The organism is Priestia sp. D51 (genome assembly GCF_053345675.1).
The window spans coordinates 736,979-752,894 of sequence record NZ_JBLTIR010000001.1; the positions used below are offsets into that span (position 1 = coordinate 736,979).

Consider the following 15,916-nt stretch of genomic DNA (forward strand, 5'->3'; position numbering starts at 1 on the left):
AGATGAACATAAGAGCAACTAGAGTCGGAGAACAAATGAAAAAAGAGATGGGCGAGATTTTAAATCGTAAAATCAAGGATCCGCGCATCGGTTTTGTGACTGTAACAGATGTTCAAGTATCAGGCGATTTACAGCAAGCGAAAGTTTATATCTCTGTTTTAGGAGATGCTGAGCAGCGTGAGAATACGTTAAAAGGCCTTGCGAAAGCAAAGGGATTTATCCGCTCAGAAATCGGTCAGCGCATTCGCTTACGTAAAACACCTGAAATTACGTTTGAGTTTGATGAATCAATTGATTATGGTAATCGAATTGAATCATTGCTTCATGAAATAAAAAAAGAAAGCGATGACCATCAAGAGAACGAATAAGATCAGTGAATGTAGAAACAAAAAAGGGTGTCTCAAAAGTGGTTTTTGCTTCTGAGACACCCTTTTTTAAATGAAAAGGAGATGAAGAATGAGTGGACGGTGTTTTAGTTTTACATAAACCAGCTGGCCTGACTTCGCACGACTGTGTGTTTAAAGTCCGAAAGCTGCTTCGCACTAAAAAAGTAGGGCATACAGGCACATTAGACCCTGACGTTACAGGGGTATTGCCTATTTGTATCGGTAGAGCTACCAAGATTGTAGAATATCTAACAGGAGCTACTAAAACCTATGAAGGGGAAGTTACACTCGGGTTTTCTACAACAACAGAAGATTCTTCCGGAGAGGTTGTAGAAGAAAAGAAAGTAGCGGATTCTTTTTCACGTGCTCAAATCGAAGAAGTGCTGTCTTCGATGACAGGAGAACTTCAGCAAGTCCCTCCAATGTATTCAGCGGTAAAGGTCAAAGGTAAAAAACTATATGAATATGCAAGGCAAGGGATCGAAGTAGAGCGCCCAGTTAGAACCATTCATATCTATAACTTTGAACTGCTGGATGATCGCGCTACATTTGAGGGAGAACAAATTTCCTTCAAATTCCGCGTAACGTGCAGCAAAGGTACATATGTGCGAACGCTTGCTGTGATGATTGGAGAAGCTCTTGGCTATCCATCTCATATGTCGTATTTGCAGCGAACGGGTTCCGGGCAGTTTTCACTCGAAGATTGTGTGACATTTGAAGATATTGAACGGGCGGTAGAAGAAGAAACGATCAATGAGAAACTACATTCGATCGAAGAAGCTCTTAATCATTTGCCGAAACTTCAAATTAGTGATACATTAGCAGAGAAAGTGAAAAATGGCGCGGTATTGCCGTGTACGGAAGATGAAGAGTTAAAAAAAGAACCCTTCTTTTTAATGATAAATTCTGCAGGCAAGTGCTTAGCAATTTATGCTCAGCACCCAACAAAAAAACATTTAATGAAGCCGGTTAAAGTGTTGGCAATCGACTAGACCGGTTAGGGAAAAGGTGAACTGTGTTTTGGAAACGATTGAAATTCGACATCCACACCACTTTCAACGAGAAGCTGTTCAACAATCAGTGTTAGCGCTTGGTTATTTTGATGGTGTGCATTTAGGGCATCAGCAAGTGATAAATTCAGCAAAACAGTTAGCCGATGAAAAAGGCATAGCTAGTGCTGTGATGACGTTTACTCCTCACCCTTCTGTGGTGCTCGGGCGCAATGTGCAGCACATTGATATGATCACACCGCTTCAAGAAAAAAAGAAACTCATTGAGGAAATGGGAATTGACTTTTTATATATCGTTCATTTTGATAAACAGTTTGCAGCACTATTGCCTCAAGAGTTTGTTGATCAGTATATTATTGGACTGAATGTACAGCATGTGGTAGCTGGATTTGACTATACGTATGGAAAGTTAGGTAAAGGAACAATGGAAATACTACCATTTCATTCTCGATCAAAATTCACGCAAACAACAATTGATAAGTTAACAAATGGCGAAGAAAAAATTAGTTCAACGCTTATTCGCGAAAGTTTAGCAAATGGAGATATGCATCGAGTAAAAGAGCTGCTTGGCCGCTATTATGAAGTGTCAGGTACAGTGACTCATGGAGAAAAGCGAGGCAGGCAAATAGGTTTTCCTACTGCTAACATCGCTTTAGACGATGAGTATTTACTTCCACGCATCGGTGTGTATGCTGTTGAGCTTCAGCTTCACGGTAAGTGGTATGCAGGAGTGTGCAACGTGGGCTACAAGCCGACTTTTCACGATAATTTAGAAAAGCCAACAATCGAAGTCCACTTATTATCATTTGACGAGCAAATCTACGATCAGCACGTAACGGTGAAATGGCACCGAATGATTCGCTCAGAAAAAAAGTTCAGCGGCATCGAAGAGCTTGTCGGTCAGATCTCAAAGGACAAGGAAGAAGCCCTTGCTTATTTTGAAGGAATTCAAAATAACAATAAATAAAAAAATATATATAAATAGCTGCTACGACTTGCTTTTTGTTCTAATAAGTAGTAACATAACACTTGTATGTAAAACAACCATTGCTTGGCATTACGATTCACCAACGTTTTGCTCGGTAACTGGGGTTTAATAATAAGGAGGTGAATAGGATGGCTATCACACAAGAGCGTAAAAATGAAATCATTAGTGAGTACAAAACTCATGCGAACGACACTGGTTCTCCAGAAGTTCAAATCGCTGTCCTAACAGAGCAAATTAACAATCTAAACGGTCACTTACGTACTCATAAAAAGGATCACCATTCACGTCGTGGTCTTTTAAAAATGGTAGGTCGACGTCGTAACTTACTTAACTACCTACGTAACAAAGACGTTACTCGTTATCGTGAGTTAATCAACAAACTTGGTTTACGTCGATAATAAGAAGAAAGCGGGAGCATTCCCGCTTTTTTAGTATGTACATTTAAGAAACATTAAAGATGCTACATAATGTGAAAAAAGCTATTGTTTTTGGATATTTCGTTTATAATAAAACTATCACATTTGATTACATACATATTTTATATGTAGAGAGGGGTACTCGTCGATATGGAACAAGAAAAACGAGTGTTCTCTGTAGATCTAGCTGGACGAAAGCTAGAAGTTGAAGTTGGCCAGTTGGCAAAACAAGCAAATGGCGCAGCATTAATCCGCTATGGAGACACAGTTGTATTAAGTACAGCAACGGCTTCAAAAGAGCCTAAAAATGTAGATTTCTTCCCGTTAACAGTAAACTATGAAGAGCGTTTATATGCAGTCGGTAAAATCCCAGGTGGATTCATTAAGCGTGAAGGCAGACCAAGTGAAAAAGCAATCTTGGCTAGCCGTTTAATCGACCGTCCGATTCGTCCTTTATTCGCAGATGGTTTCCGAAACGAAGTTCAAGTTGTCAGCGTTGTAATGAGCGTAGACCAAAACTGTTCTTCAGAAATCGCAGCAATGTTTGGTTCTTCATTAGCATTATCAGTATCTGATATTCCATTTGAAGGTCCTATTGCAGGCGTAATCGTAGGCCGTGTAGACAATGAATTTGTTGTAAACCCAACGGTAGATGAGCTTGAAAAAAGCGATATTCATCTGACGGTTGCTGGTACAAAAGACGCGATCAACATGGTTGAAGCAGGCGCTGATGAAGTACCGGAAGAAGTAATGTTAGAAGCAATTATGTTTGGACACGAGCAAATTAAAAAATTAATTGCGTTCCAAGAAGAAATTGTAGCAGCAGTAGGCAAAGAAAAAGTTGAAGTTGAGCTTTATACTGTTGATGCTGACCTTGAGCGTCAAGTTCGCGAAATTGCAGAAGGTGACATGAACCGTGCTGTTCAAGTTCAAGAAAAGCATGCGCGCGAAAATGCGATTAAAGAAGTGAAAAGCGCTGTAGCTGCAAAATTTGAAGAGCAAGATGTAGAAGAAGAAGTACTAAATCAAGTGAATGAAATTTTGTCGAAGCTTGTTAAAAGTGAAGTGCGTCGCTTGATCACAGAAGAAAAAGTACGTCCTGATGGCCGTAGTATTGACGAAATTCGTCCACTTTCTTCTGAAACAAACTTGCTTCCACGTACACACGGATCTGGATTATTTACGCGTGGACAAACTCAAGCGCTTAGCATCTGTACATTAGGTGCACTTGGCGATGTGCAAATTTTAGATGGTTTAAGTGTAGAAGAATCTAAACGCTTCATGCATCACTACAACTTCCCTTCATTTAGTGTTGGTGAAACTAGACCGATGCGCGGACCGGGTCGTCGTGAAATTGGACATGGTGCGCTAGGTGAACGTGCACTTGAGCCGGTTATTCCAAATGAAAAAGATTTCCCTTATACAATTCGTCTTGTATCTGAAGTATTAGAGTCAAACGGTTCTACTTCACAAGCAAGTATTTGTGCAAGTACGCTTGCAATGATGGATGCTGGGGTTCCAATTAAAGCACCTGTAGCAGGGATTGCAATGGGTCTGATCAAATCAGGTGAACACTACTCGATTCTAACGGACATTCAAGGAATGGAAGATCACCTAGGAGACATGGACTTTAAAGTAGCAGGTACCGAAAATGGCGTAACTGCGCTTCAAATGGATATTAAAATTGACGGGTTATCTCGTGAAATTTTAGACGAAGCCCTTCAACAAGCAAAAAAAGGCCGTATGCAAATCTTAAATCATATGATGTCAACGATTGCTACGCCTCGTCAAGAGCTTTCTCAATATGCGCCTAAGATCCTTACAATGGCGATTAACCCTGATAAAATTCGTGATGTTATTGGACCAAGCGGCAAGCAAATCAATAAAATCATCGAAGAAACAGGCGTTAAAATTGATATCGAACAAGATGGTACAATCTTCATTTCTTCTATTGATCAGCCGATGAATGAAAAAGCGAAGAAAATCATTGAAGATCTTGTACGCGAAGTTGAAGTCGGCCAAATGTACTTAGGAAAAGTAAAACGAATTGAAAAATTCGGTGCATTTGTAGAAATCTTCAGCGGAAAAGATGGGCTTGTTCATATTTCAGAGCTTGCAGAAGAGCGTATTGGAAAAGTAGAAGACGTTGTAGCGATTGGTGACGAGCTTTTAGTTAAAGTCATGGAAATTGATAAACAAGGTCGCGTTAACTTATCTCGTAAAGCAATTTTAAAAGAACAAAAAGAAAAAGAAGAAAAAGCAAAAGAAACAAAATAATCTTCTTTTACTACTATATAGATATTGTGAAATCGTCCATACATGAAGAAAATCCATGTGTAGGGCGATTTTATCGTTTGTAGATGTTTGTTCTACCTTGTCCTCTTTATACATATTTTAAATGGTAAAGGGGGAAGGATAAGTGAAGAGAACCATTGTGCAATTTACAGCATTTCTATTTTTACTGGCAATTACATATAAATCTATTTATAATCCTTTTGCTGAAGCATATATAGAAGCACTTAAATCCGATGTACAACTTGTATCAGCTCAGCATGATGCGTTATATCAAAAGATTGAAGAAAAAGCAAAAGATTATGAAAAGCCAGCGGCGAATGCACGAATCGATCCTGTTTGGAAACGGGTTCCTGGCTATAACGGCATAAAAGTTGATCTTGCTGCTTCTTATAAAAATATGAAACCTGCGGGTAAATTTGATGAAAAAAAATTAGTGTACAAACAGGTTAGACCAAAGGTTCACTTGAAGGATTTACCACAGGAACCTATCTACCGTGGACACGATGAAAAGCCTATGGTATCGTTTACAGTGAACGTAGCATGGGGGAACGAGTATTTGCCTAAAATGTTAGAAGTGCTGAAAAAGCACCATGCTAAAGCAACCTTCTTTTTAGAAGGAAAATGGGTTAAAAATAATCCAGATATGGCAAAAATGATTGTAGACGCAGGGCATGAAGTGGGAAATCACTCTTATTCTCATCCTGATATGGCCACTTTATCGGCTAGTCAAATCAATCAGCAGCTTAAAAAAACGAATGATATTATTACATCTACTACGGGACAAAAAGTAAAATGGTTTGCTCCGCCGAGCGGCAGTTTTCGCCCCGAAGTAGTAACGCTTGCTTCTCAGTTAAAAATGAGTACCATCATGTGGACAGTTGATACAATCGATTGGCAAAAGCCGAGTTCAGAAGTGTTAATTAATCGAGTAATGAAAAAGATTCATCCAGGGGCTATTGTACTGATGCACCCGACTGAATCAACGGCTGAATCGCTTGACCAATTGTTAACCGATATTGAACGCAAAGGCCTGAAAGTTAGCGATGTGTCAACGATGCTAGATGAAGAACGAATGATGAAACTACCTTCTTCTACTAAGAAGTAAGTGAGATAAGCAAAAGGGAGGCACTAGCTTGATAAAACGATATACGTGCAAAAATGGTGTAAGAATTGTATTGGAAAATATCCCAACTGTTCGATCTGTGGCCATTGGGGTATGGATCGGAACGGGTTCTCGAAGTGAACACCCTGAAATTAATGGTGTATCACATTTTCTTGAACATATGTTTTTTAAAGGAACAAAAACAAGATCTGCTCGTGAAATTGCAGAAAGCTTCGACCGCATTGGGGGACAAGTAAATGCATTCACTTCTAAAGAATACACGTGCTACTATGCAAAAGTATTAGACGAACACGCAGATCAAGCGCTAGATGTGCTGGCGGATATGTTCTTTAATTCTTCATTTGATGAAGAGGAATTAGCTCGTGAAAAAAATGTTGTATATGAAGAAATTAAAATGTATGAAGATACACCTGACGATATTGTACACGATCTATTAGGAAAAGCCGTATATGGCAATCATCCATTAGGGTATCCAATTTTAGGAACGGAAGATACGTTAAAAACATTTAACGGTGATTCGCTTCGTCAATATATGGAGCAAATGTATATTCCTGAAAACATCGTTATTTCAGTAGCTGGAAACATTGATGAGAGTTTTATACAACAGGTGGAAAACTATTTTGGTACATATACGTCAAGTCATTCCGCTCATCAATATGTTCAGCCTGAGTTCCATACAAATCATATTGCGCGCAAAAAAGAGACAGAACAAGCTCATCTTTGCCTTGGCTTTAAAGGTTTGCCAATTGGCGGAGAAGATGTATATAGCTTAATTGTATTAAACAACGTGCTTGGCGGAAGCATGAGCAGTCGTTTGTTCCAAGAAGTCCGCGAACAGCGCGGCTTGGCTTACTCTGTTTTCTCTTATCATTCTTCTTATCGAGACAGTGGTCTTGTAACGATTTATGGGGGAACTGGAAGCCATCAGCTCGACGTATTATATGATACGGTTCAAGAAACGCTTTATGATTTGAAAGACAAAGGTATTACAGATAAAGAACTTGCTAACAGCAAAGAGCAGCTGAAAGGAAACTTAATGCTGAGTCTTGAAAGTACAAATAGCCGTATGAGCAGAAACGGAAAAAATGAGTTAATGCTGGGCTATCACCGTTCATTAGATGAGATTTTAGACCTTGTTAATGCCGTGACTAAAGATAGTGTAAATGGTCTTGCACGAGATATTTTCAAAGACGAATTTGCGCTTTCATTAATAAGCCCGAGTGGAGATTTACCTAAGGGTTTTAAAGGAAATTAAACCATAAAAGTAAGGTTGGCTAAAATAATTGAGCCAGCCTTATTTTTATGTAATTTTTTGTATGGTTGTTCAATAAATTAGATGAAAGGAGGGATTTCATGAGATTAAGTGAGCTGAGTGGAAAAGAAATTGTAGATGTTAAGCGAGCAGAGCGTTTGGGTATTTTAGGGCAAACAGATCTTGAAATTAATGAACATACGGGACAAATTAATGCGCTTATTATTCCATCTGTGAAGTGGTTTGGATTTCGAAAACAAGGAGATGAAGTGCGAGTGCCGTGGGGGAATATCGAAAAAATTGGTACGGATATGGTGATTGTAAATGTTCATCAGCTAGAAGACATAAATAATGAGTCAACAAAATAACAAACGAGATGCTTCCTGCATCTCGTTTCTTTTATTTTCAGGGATAAAGATTCACCGATTCCTGTGTGTTTACATAGTATGTTGAAGAAAAGCAATAGGCATTCTAGGGCGTAATGATAGCACTTTACATCTCGATGGTTTAAGCGAAGGATACATCTATTTAATGTTAAAGAAGGTGAAAATGAAACATGTTAACGGATTTGCACATAGCTGTAATTGGCGGTGATGCTAGGCAGCTTGAAGTCATTCGAAAATTAATTCAATTAGATGCAAAAACCTCTCTTATTGGTTTTGATCAGCTAGATCATGGTTTTACAGGTGCGACGAAATATCAGATAGAGGAGCTGGATTTTTCAGATGTTGACGCCATCATCCTTCCAGTGCCTGGAACAAATCACGAAGGGCAAGTAGATACTATTTTTTCAAATGAAAAAGTAGTATTGACTGAAGAAATACTTAAAAAAACGCCTGAGCACTGCATTATTTATTCTGGTATTAGCAATGGGTATTTAAACGAATTAGTCAAAACGACAAACCGTAAACTCGTTCAGCTATTTGAGCGTGATGATGTAGCAATTTATAACTCTATTCCTACTGTTGAAGGTACCATCATGCTTGTTATTCAACATACGGATTTTACCATTCACGGTTCAAATATTTCTGTCCTAGGTTTAGGAAGAGTAGGAATGAGCGTGGCGAGGTCCTTTGCTGCACTTGGTGCCAATGTAAAAGTAGGAGCTAGAAAATCTGAACATTTAGCACGTATTGCTGAAATGGGTTTGCAGCCTTTCTATCTTTCTGAACTCGATAAAGAAATTGCTGATAGTGATATATGTATTAACACCATTCCATACCCTATCTTAACGGCTAAGACATTATCTAATGTCCCGACCCACGCGCTCATTATTGATTTAGCTTCAAAGCCTGGAGGAACCGATTTCCGCTATGCAGAAAAACGAGGAATTAAAGCTATTTTAGCACCTGGTCTTCCAGGGATTGTGGCTCCAAAAACAGCAGGTCAGATTGTCGCTAATGTATTAGTGAATTTATTAAAAGACGCTGCGGATGCGAGAGAGGAGAAAAAATAATGTCATTAAAAGGTAAAAGAATAGGATTCGGCTTGACCGGATCTCACTGTACGTATGATGCGGTTATGCCGGAAATTGAAAAGCTTGTTAATTTGGGAGCAGAAGTGTTACCGGTTGTTTCTTACACTGTACAATCCACAAATACTCGTTTTGGAGATGGAGAAGACTGGGTGAAGAAAATTGAGGAATTAACAGGTCATGCCGTCATCAATACAATTGTAAAAGCAGAGCCTCTAGGACCAAAGATTCCGCTTGATTGTATGGTAGTTGCCCCAATCACTGGGAATACGATGAGTAAGTTTGCGAATGCAATGACTGAATCTCCGGTACTCATGGCAGCTAAAGCAACGCTTCGTAATAATAAGCCAGTGGTACTGGGAATTTCGACTAATGACGCACTAGGGCTAAATGGTGTAAACTTAATGAGGCTAATGGCGACTAAAAATATTTATTTTATTCCATTTGGTCAAGATGACCCGGTGCTTAAACCAAATTCAATGGTAGCGCGTATGACGATGTTATCAGACACGGTGTACGCAGCGCTTGAAGATAAACAGATTCAGCCTGTTATTGTCGAAAGGTTCCGCGACGGTCAAGAGTCATAGGACATATATGCCTCTTGCTGTTGTATGAATCTGTTCAATACTGCGGCTGTAAGAGAACTCTCAATCTCAAAGAAGAGAAGATTTTAAAAATCTTCTCTTCTTTGACGCAATGAAGCATAATAATATGTTAAAATAGTCAGTATATGCAGATAAATGTTGAGTAGTTGAAAATTGTTGGAGGCGGTATTAAAATGACAAGAGAATTACATGTAGCAGTAGTAGGAGCAACAGGTGCAGTAGGACAACAAATGATTAAAACCCTACAGGAGCGTAATTTTCCAGTTGGTAAATTAACGTTATTATCTTCAGCTCGTTCAGCTGGTAAAAAAGTGTTGTTTAACGGAGAAGAAGTTGTTGTGCAAGAAGCAACTCCTGATAGCTTTGAAGGCGTAGACATTGCTTTATTCAGTGCAGGCGGCAGCATTTCAAAAGCACTTGCACCAGAGGCAGTAAAACGCGGAGCAATCGTTGTAGACAACACAAGCGCTTATCGAATGGATGAAAATGTCCCGTTAGTTGTGCCGGAAGTGAACGAAGATGCATTACACGCACATAACGGAATCATTGCTAATCCAAACTGCTCTACAATTCAAATGGTAGCAGCATTACAGCCATTACGCGAAACATACGGCTTATCTAAAGTGCTAGTATCAACGTATCAAGCCGTTTCTGGAGCAGGCGCTGCTGCAATTAATGAATTAAAAGAACAAGCTAAAGCTATTTTAGAAGAAAAAGAGTTTACACCGGAAATTTTACCGGTTGGTGGAGATAAAAAACATTATCAAATTGCTTTTAATGCCATTCCGCAAATTGATAAATTTCAAGATAACGGTTTTACATTTGAAGAAATGAAAATGATTAATGAAACGAAAAAAATTATGAGCATGCCTGAATTGCCAGTAGCTGCTACTTGTGTTCGTCTACCGGTTGTAACAGGTCATTCAGAGTCAGTGTACATTGAAATTGAAAAAGACGGTGTAACGGTAGCTGATGTGAAAAATTTATTGGCTGATGCACCTGGTATCGTATTGCAAGATGATCCAGAAAATCAAGTATATCCAATGCCAGCAGACTGTGTAGGTAAACGAGATGTGTTTGTCGGCCGTATTCGTAAAGATTTAGATCGCGATAACGGTTTCCATATGTGGATCGTTTCTGATAACTTGTTAAAAGGTGCAGCTTGGAATTCTGTACAAATTGCAGAATCACTTATTAAGCTTAGCTTAGTAAAATAAGCGCAACCAGAGTGTCTCGGAACATGATGAGGTGTAAGTATGAAAATAATCGTCCAAAAATTTGGAGGAACTTCCGTTCGTAACGAAGAAGGAAGAGCAAGAGCAATCTATCATTTAAATAATGCATTAAGTGAGGGTTACAAAGTAGTCGTTGTTGTATCGGCAATGGGACGAAAAGGTGAACCGTATGCAACGGATACATTGCTTTCACTTGTTGATGGAAATAAAGCGTCTCTTAACAAACGTGAGCTTGATATGCTTATGGCATGCGGAGAATTAATTTCATCGGTTGTATTTACAAATTTATTAAACGAAAATGGGATTAAAGCTACAGCATTAAACGGTGCACAGGCAGGGTTTGTGACGAATGATGATTTTACCAATGCCAAGATACTAGAAATGAAATGCGACCGTTTGTTAAAAGAATTAGAAGAATATGATGTCGTTGTCGTAACAGGCTTTCAAGGGGCAACTGCTGAAGGTGATACAACAACGCTTGGACGCGGAGGTAGCGATACATCTGCTTCAGCGTTAGGTGCAGCCCTTATGGCTGATTACATTGACATTTTCACGGATGTAGAAGGTGTGATGACAGCGGACCCGCGTATTGTAGAAGATGCAAGACCGCTATCCGTTGTCACATATAACGAAATATGCAACATGGCTTATCAAGGTGCAAAAGTAGTTCACCCACGTGCCGTAGAGATCGCCATGCAAGCAAAAGTACCGATGCGCGTCCGTTCCACGTATGCTGATTCAGAAGGTACGCTCGTTACATCTCAAGGTGAAGCACAGCAGCGTGGAAGCGATGTGCAAGAACGCCTTGTAACAGGAATCGCCCACGTATCTAACGTGACTCAAATTAAAGTTTTTAGTAAAGAAGGCCATTATGATACGCAAGCAGAGGTATTCAAAGCAATGGCACAAGAAAAAATCAGCGTAGATTTTATCAATATTTCACCGAAGGGTGTTGTATATACGGTAACAGATGAAGCAACTGACAAAGCAATTGATGTGCTTCATGCGCTAGGGTATGAGCCGGCTGTTATTCGCAACTGTGCCAAAGTATCAACGGTTGGAGCAGGAATTGCAGGGGTGCCTGGTGTTACATCTAAAATTGTTACAGCTCTTTCTAGCGAAGGTATTCAGATTTTACAATCTGCTGACAGCCATACGACGATTTGGGTGCTTGTAAAAGAAGAGGATTTAAAGAAAGCCGTTAATGCTCTTCATGGTGCCTTTGACTTGTCAAAAGCACCGCAAAAAAGATAAACTACATGTTCCGTTAGCTATAAGCTAACGGTTCATTACATGAATAGGGATAATGCAATTTCAAGGAGTGAAAACATGATTGATTTTGGGAAAGTCGCAACAGCGATGGTAACGCCTTTTGATCATAAAGGAAATATTGATTTTGAAAAAACAACGCAGCTTATTAACTATTTAATCAGCAACGGTTCAGATGCGTTGGTTATTGCAGGAACAACGGGTGAATCTCCTACGCTTTCAACAGAAGAAAAGCTGGCGCTGTTCCGCCACTCAGTAAAGGTAGTAGATGGCCGTGTACCTGTTGTTGCAGGTACAGGAAGCAATAATACGTATGCATCAATTGAATTAACGAAAAAGGCAGAAGAAATCGGCGTAGATGCGATTATGATTGTAGCACCTTATTATAACAAGCCGAATCAGGAAGGCTTATATCAGCACTTTAAAACAATTGCTGAAAGTACAGAGCTGCCTGTCATGTTATACAATATTCCAGGGCGATCCGTGATCAATATGTCTGTGGATACAATTGTACGCCTAGCTGAACTGCCAAATGTTGTAGCGTTAAAAGATGCAAGCGGCGACCTTGACGCAATGACAGCTATTATCGCACAAACAAGCGATGATTTTGCTTTATACAGCGGTGATGATGGCTTAACACTGCCGGTATTAGCAATTGGAGGAACTGGGATTATTTCTGTTGCCTCTCACGTTATTGGAAATGAAATGCAAGAGATGGTTAAGTTGTATGAGTCAGGAAATCCGAAAGAAGCAGCAAAAATTCATCAGCGTATTGTACCTGTGATGAAATCTCTTTTTGCGGCTCCAAGTCCAACGCCTGTTAAAACAGCTTTACAGCTAAAAGGGTTAGACGTAGGATCGGTACGATTACCTTTAGTTCCGTTAACGGAAGAAGAACGCCAAACGTTAGTCAGCACATTAAATACGCTATAAGCTATAAGTATGTTTTTTAAACGTCTCTTCATTGACCGTATATACGAGTTGATGAAGAGACGTTTTTTTCTTATAAGATAATAGAAGAGCACATGACGGAAATAGACGAATGAAATTTCTTGTATTCCAATTCTTACTTCAGTTATAATGTAAGCAAATGAAATTGTACGGGTGAAAGTAAGTAGGAGGAACTTATGGTACTAGAAAAGACAGAAAATATTAAAATTTCAGCCTTGGGTGGAGTCGGAGAACTTGGAAAAAACATGTATGTGGTGGAAATCAATGAAAACATATATGTGTTAGATGCAGGGTCAAAGTTTCCGGGAGGGGAAATGTTAGGAATTGATATTGTCATTCCTGACATTACATATTTAGTAGAAAATCAGCAGAACGTAAAAGGCATTTTTGTTACTCATGGACATGAAGAGCAAATTGGGGCTATTCCCTTTATACTTCAAAAATTGGACGTGCCGGTATATGGTACAGAATTAACGCTAGCACTTATCAAAGAAAAGTTAAAAGAGTATGGAATTAAAAAATATGAGGCTTTACATCCTATCACTTCGTCAACGGTTTTATCGTTTGAAGGAGTGGATATTTCATTTTTTAGAACGCAGCACAGTATACAAGATTCAGTCGGCATTTGTTTACAAACCAATCAAGGTGCGATTGTATATACAGGTGATTTTAAATTTGATCAAAACTCAGTCAGCATTCAAAGCGCTGATATTGGAAAAATGGCTGCCATTGGGGAAAAAGGCGTCCTGTGTTTGCTTTCAGACAGTACAAATGCGGATAAGCCAGGCTATACAGTTTCCGAGGCCGTCATCGGACAAAATATTACCGACGCTTTTTATAAAAGCAAAGGTCGAATCATTGTTGCTGCATACAGTTCCAATCTGCACCGTATTCAGCAAGTTATTCATGCCGCATATCAGCATGGCCGTAACCTGATCGTTATGGAAAAGAGTATGCTGAAAATCATTGATATTGCAGCAAAACTTGGACATTTGCAGCTGCCTGAGGATTTAATTGTTCCTGTGCAAAAGCTAAAGGATCTTTCAGAACATGAAACGGTTATTTTAACAACAGGTCATCACGGAGAGCCGATTTCAGGTCTTACTCGAATGGCTAAACAGTCCCATAAATTTATTCAAATCAAACAAGATGACACGGTCCTGCTGGCTGCTACACCCGTGGCGGGGCACGAAACGACCTTTTCAAAAACAATTGACGTCATCTTTCGTTTAGGAGCAAGCGTAGTGTTTGCTCAGAAGAAAGTACAGGCTTCCGGACACGGCAGTCAAGAAGAATTAAAATTTATGATTAACTTAACAAAGCCGAAATATGTCATGCCTGTGAATGGAGAGTATCGAAAACAAAAAGCTTATGCAAAGCTAGCCGGTCAATTAGGAATATCAGAAGATCATATTTGTTTGCTTGAAAAAGGTGAGCGAGTTGAGTTTAAAGATGCTCGCATGTACCCTAGCGGTTCTATTCAAGCGGGAAATACGCTCATTGATGGACTAGGCGTCGGCGATATTGGGAATATCGTTCTGAGGGATCGCAGGCTGCTGTCACAGGACGGAATCTTAACGGTAGTAGTTACGATTAATAAACGTCAAAAAACAGTAGTAGCGGGGCCAGAAATCATCTCCCGCGGATTCGTCTATGTAAGAGAATCAGAAAAGCTTTTAGAAGAAGCAACGAAGATTGTTCAGCAAATTTTAGAAAAGTGTATGGAAGACAAAGTGATCGAGTGGTCTTCATTAAAATTAAAAATGAGAGAAAGTTTAAATCAATTTTTATATGAAAAAACCCGTCGTAAACCGATGATTTTACCGATTATCATGGAAATCTAATGTGAAGCCTTCCCGCTGGGAAGGCTTTTTATTTGCAGCTGATGGGGATGTAATAACTATGAGAAGTTCATACTACTACTATCAATAAGTGAAAGGAGCTAGAATATGTTTGAAAATAACGAAAGATTACATTCTGATGAAGCGCCTCAGCAGCCTAATAAAAATGAAGAAAGCAAGGGCGGAATATTAGATAAAATTCAACAATTGGGACAGACCAACGTGGCTCAGCTTCCTCAGGATTCTAATATTCACTGTTTAACGATTGTAGGACAAATCGAAGGGCACATGCAGCTGCCTCCTCAAAATAAAACGACAAAATATGAGCATGTCATCCCGCAAATTGTGGCGATTGAACAAAATCCAAAAATTGAAGGATTGCTTATTATTTTGAATACAGTAGGTGGAGATGTAGAAGCAGGTCTTGCCATTGCGGAAATGATTGCTTCGTTATCCAAGCCTTCTGTGTCCATTGTGCTAGGAGGCGGACATTCAATCGGTGTTCCAATTGCGGTTTCAACTGATTATTCGTATATTGCCGGTACAGCGACCATGACCATTCATCCCATTCGCTTAACGGGTCTTGTTATTGGTGTACCGCAAACATTCGAATACTTAGATAAAATGCAAGAGCGCGTGATTAACTTTGTGAGAGAACACTCTCATATTTCAGAAGAAAAGTTTAAAGAACTTATGTTTTCAAAAGGGAACTTAACGCGTGATATCGGGACAAATGTAGTTGGCGGAGATGCTGTTTCATACGGGTTAATTAACGAAGTAGGCGGAGTTGCTCAAGCAATCAAAAAATTGAATGAACTGATTGAGCAAGGACGTCAGAATGAGGAGCAGCTGCTGCAATGATTTTATATACAATGATGCCACAAGAACTGATTTTTCAGCAGTCTTATCATCAAGAACAATCTCAGCCAAAGCTTATTAATCATAATGGAATCCCGGTTATCGTTGAAGAAAATGAACAAAAACAACAGCAAATTGTGAGGGTTTTAAGCACGAATCCTCAAGATTATTTGAATGAAAATTATTATCCTGGTCAAATTTTGTCGTAAGGAT

Annotated in this window: 16 protein-coding genes; all 16 read left to right on the forward strand. The window is 39.3% G+C overall.

What is annotated here, in order from left to right:
- The first annotated feature begins 2 nt into the window (after positions 1-2).
- The 16 genes from rbfA to ACNHOZ_RS03955 all read left to right on the forward strand — a co-directional run bounded on the left by rbfA (position 3) and on the right by ACNHOZ_RS03955 (position 15,912).
- A complete protein-coding gene (gene rbfA, locus ACNHOZ_RS03880; RefSeq protein WP_013058834.1) occupies positions 3-368 on the forward strand; it encodes a 30S ribosome-binding factor RbfA in 366 nt (121 codons plus the stop codon).
- Positions 369-460: 92 nt separating this feature from the next.
- Complete coding sequence (truB, locus tag ACNHOZ_RS03885) at positions 461-1,378, forward strand: tRNA pseudouridine(55) synthase TruB (RefSeq protein WP_033579797.1); 918 nt, start codon at positions 461-463, stop codon at positions 1,376-1,378.
- Between the two features lie 28 nt (positions 1,379-1,406).
- Positions 1,407-2,363, forward strand: a complete 957-nt coding sequence (ribF, locus tag ACNHOZ_RS03890) for a bifunctional riboflavin kinase/FAD synthetase (protein ID WP_048019858.1) — start codon at positions 1,407-1,409, stop codon at positions 2,361-2,363.
- 149 nt (positions 2,364-2,512) lie between these two features.
- Positions 2,513-2,782, forward strand: coding sequence for a 30S ribosomal protein S15 (gene rpsO, locus ACNHOZ_RS03895; RefSeq protein WP_013058831.1), 270 nt, complete (start codon positions 2,513-2,515; stop codon positions 2,780-2,782).
- 168 nt (positions 2,783-2,950) lie between these two features.
- The gene (gene pnp, locus ACNHOZ_RS03900; protein WP_014458473.1) at positions 2,951-5,077 is read left to right on the forward strand and encodes a polyribonucleotide nucleotidyltransferase; all 2,127 of its coding nucleotides are present in this window, start codon (positions 2,951-2,953) and stop codon (positions 5,075-5,077) included.
- Between the two features lie 142 nt (positions 5,078-5,219).
- Entirely contained in the window at positions 5,220-6,200 is a 981-nt protein-coding gene (locus tag ACNHOZ_RS03905; protein WP_033579798.1) for a polysaccharide deacetylase family protein, read from the forward strand.
- Between the two features lie 28 nt (positions 6,201-6,228).
- Positions 6,229-7,473: a M16 family metallopeptidase gene (locus ACNHOZ_RS03910; protein WP_028411394.1), complete on the forward strand. Its 1,245-nt coding sequence runs from the start codon at positions 6,229-6,231 to the stop codon at positions 7,471-7,473.
- A gap of 98 nt (positions 7,474-7,571) precedes the next feature.
- On the forward strand, positions 7,572-7,838 hold the full coding sequence (locus ACNHOZ_RS03915; RefSeq protein WP_013058827.1) for a YlmC/YmxH family sporulation protein: 267 nt from the start codon (positions 7,572-7,574) through the stop codon (positions 7,836-7,838).
- A gap of 188 nt (positions 7,839-8,026) precedes the next feature.
- Positions 8,027-8,926 (forward strand): dipicolinic acid synthetase subunit A, encoded by a 900-nt coding sequence (dpaA, locus tag ACNHOZ_RS03920; RefSeq protein WP_013058826.1) that lies wholly within the window; start codon positions 8,027-8,029, stop codon positions 8,924-8,926.
- A complete protein-coding gene (locus tag ACNHOZ_RS03925) occupies positions 8,926-9,531 on the forward strand; it encodes a dipicolinate synthase subunit B (protein WP_013058825.1) in 606 nt (201 codons plus the stop codon). Before dpaA ends, ACNHOZ_RS03925 begins: the two co-directional genes overlap by 1 nt.
- A gap of 191 nt (positions 9,532-9,722) precedes the next feature.
- Entirely contained in the window at positions 9,723-10,766 is a 1,044-nt protein-coding gene (asd, locus tag ACNHOZ_RS03930) for an aspartate-semialdehyde dehydrogenase (protein WP_013058824.1), read from the forward strand.
- 39 nt (positions 10,767-10,805) lie between these two features.
- Positions 10,806-12,038: an aspartate kinase gene (gene dapG / locus ACNHOZ_RS03935; protein WP_028411393.1), complete on the forward strand. Its 1,233-nt coding sequence runs from the start codon at positions 10,806-10,808 to the stop codon at positions 12,036-12,038.
- A gap of 75 nt (positions 12,039-12,113) precedes the next feature.
- Positions 12,114-12,986, forward strand: coding sequence for a 4-hydroxy-tetrahydrodipicolinate synthase (gene dapA, locus ACNHOZ_RS03940; protein ID WP_013058822.1), 873 nt, complete (start codon positions 12,114-12,116; stop codon positions 12,984-12,986).
- A gap of 194 nt (positions 12,987-13,180) precedes the next feature.
- Positions 13,181-14,848 (forward strand): ribonuclease J, encoded by a 1,668-nt coding sequence (locus ACNHOZ_RS03945; protein WP_047749913.1) that lies wholly within the window; start codon positions 13,181-13,183, stop codon positions 14,846-14,848.
- Between the two features lie 105 nt (positions 14,849-14,953).
- Positions 14,954-15,706 carry a ClpP family protease gene (locus ACNHOZ_RS03950; protein ID WP_013058820.1) on the forward strand — a complete coding sequence of 251 codons (753 nt, stop codon included), beginning with the start codon at positions 14,954-14,956 and terminating at the stop codon, positions 15,704-15,706.
- Positions 15,703-15,912 (forward strand): YlzJ-like family protein, encoded by a 210-nt coding sequence (locus ACNHOZ_RS03955; RefSeq protein ID WP_028411391.1) that lies wholly within the window; start codon positions 15,703-15,705, stop codon positions 15,910-15,912. Before ACNHOZ_RS03950 ends, ACNHOZ_RS03955 begins: the two co-directional genes overlap by 4 nt.
- Positions 15,913-15,916: the final 4 nt, after the last annotated feature.

Excerpts from the sequence above, each read along its gene's own strand:
- rbfA (WP_013058834.1), top strand. The coding sequence starts at position 3 with ATGAACATAAGAGCAACTAGAGTCGGAGAACAAATGAAAAAAGAGATG.
- rpsO (WP_013058831.1), top strand. The coding sequence starts at position 2,513 with ATGGCTATCACACAAGAGCGTAAAAATGAAATCATTAGTGAGTACAAA.
- pnp (WP_014458473.1), top strand. The coding sequence starts at position 2,951 with ATGGAACAAGAAAAACGAGTGTTCTCTGTAGATCTAGCTGGACGAAAG.
- ACNHOZ_RS03915 (WP_013058827.1), top strand. The coding sequence starts at position 7,572 with ATGAGATTAAGTGAGCTGAGTGGAAAAGAAATTGTAGATGTTAAGCGA.
- dpaA (WP_013058826.1), top strand. The coding sequence starts at position 8,027 with ATGTTAACGGATTTGCACATAGCTGTAATTGGCGGTGATGCTAGGCAG.
- ACNHOZ_RS03925 (WP_013058825.1), top strand. The coding sequence starts at position 8,926 with ATGTCATTAAAAGGTAAAAGAATAGGATTCGGCTTGACCGGATCTCAC.
- asd (WP_013058824.1), top strand. The coding sequence starts at position 9,723 with ATGACAAGAGAATTACATGTAGCAGTAGTAGGAGCAACAGGTGCAGTA.
- dapG (WP_028411393.1), top strand. The coding sequence starts at position 10,806 with ATGAAAATAATCGTCCAAAAATTTGGAGGAACTTCCGTTCGTAACGAA.
- dapA (WP_013058822.1), top strand. The coding sequence starts at position 12,114 with ATGATTGATTTTGGGAAAGTCGCAACAGCGATGGTAACGCCTTTTGAT.
- ACNHOZ_RS03945 (WP_047749913.1), top strand. The coding sequence starts at position 13,181 with ATGGTACTAGAAAAGACAGAAAATATTAAAATTTCAGCCTTGGGTGGA.
- ACNHOZ_RS03950 (WP_013058820.1), top strand. The coding sequence starts at position 14,954 with ATGTTTGAAAATAACGAAAGATTACATTCTGATGAAGCGCCTCAGCAG.
- ACNHOZ_RS03955 (WP_028411391.1), top strand. The coding sequence starts at position 15,703 with ATGATTTTATATACAATGATGCCACAAGAACTGATTTTTCAGCAGTCT.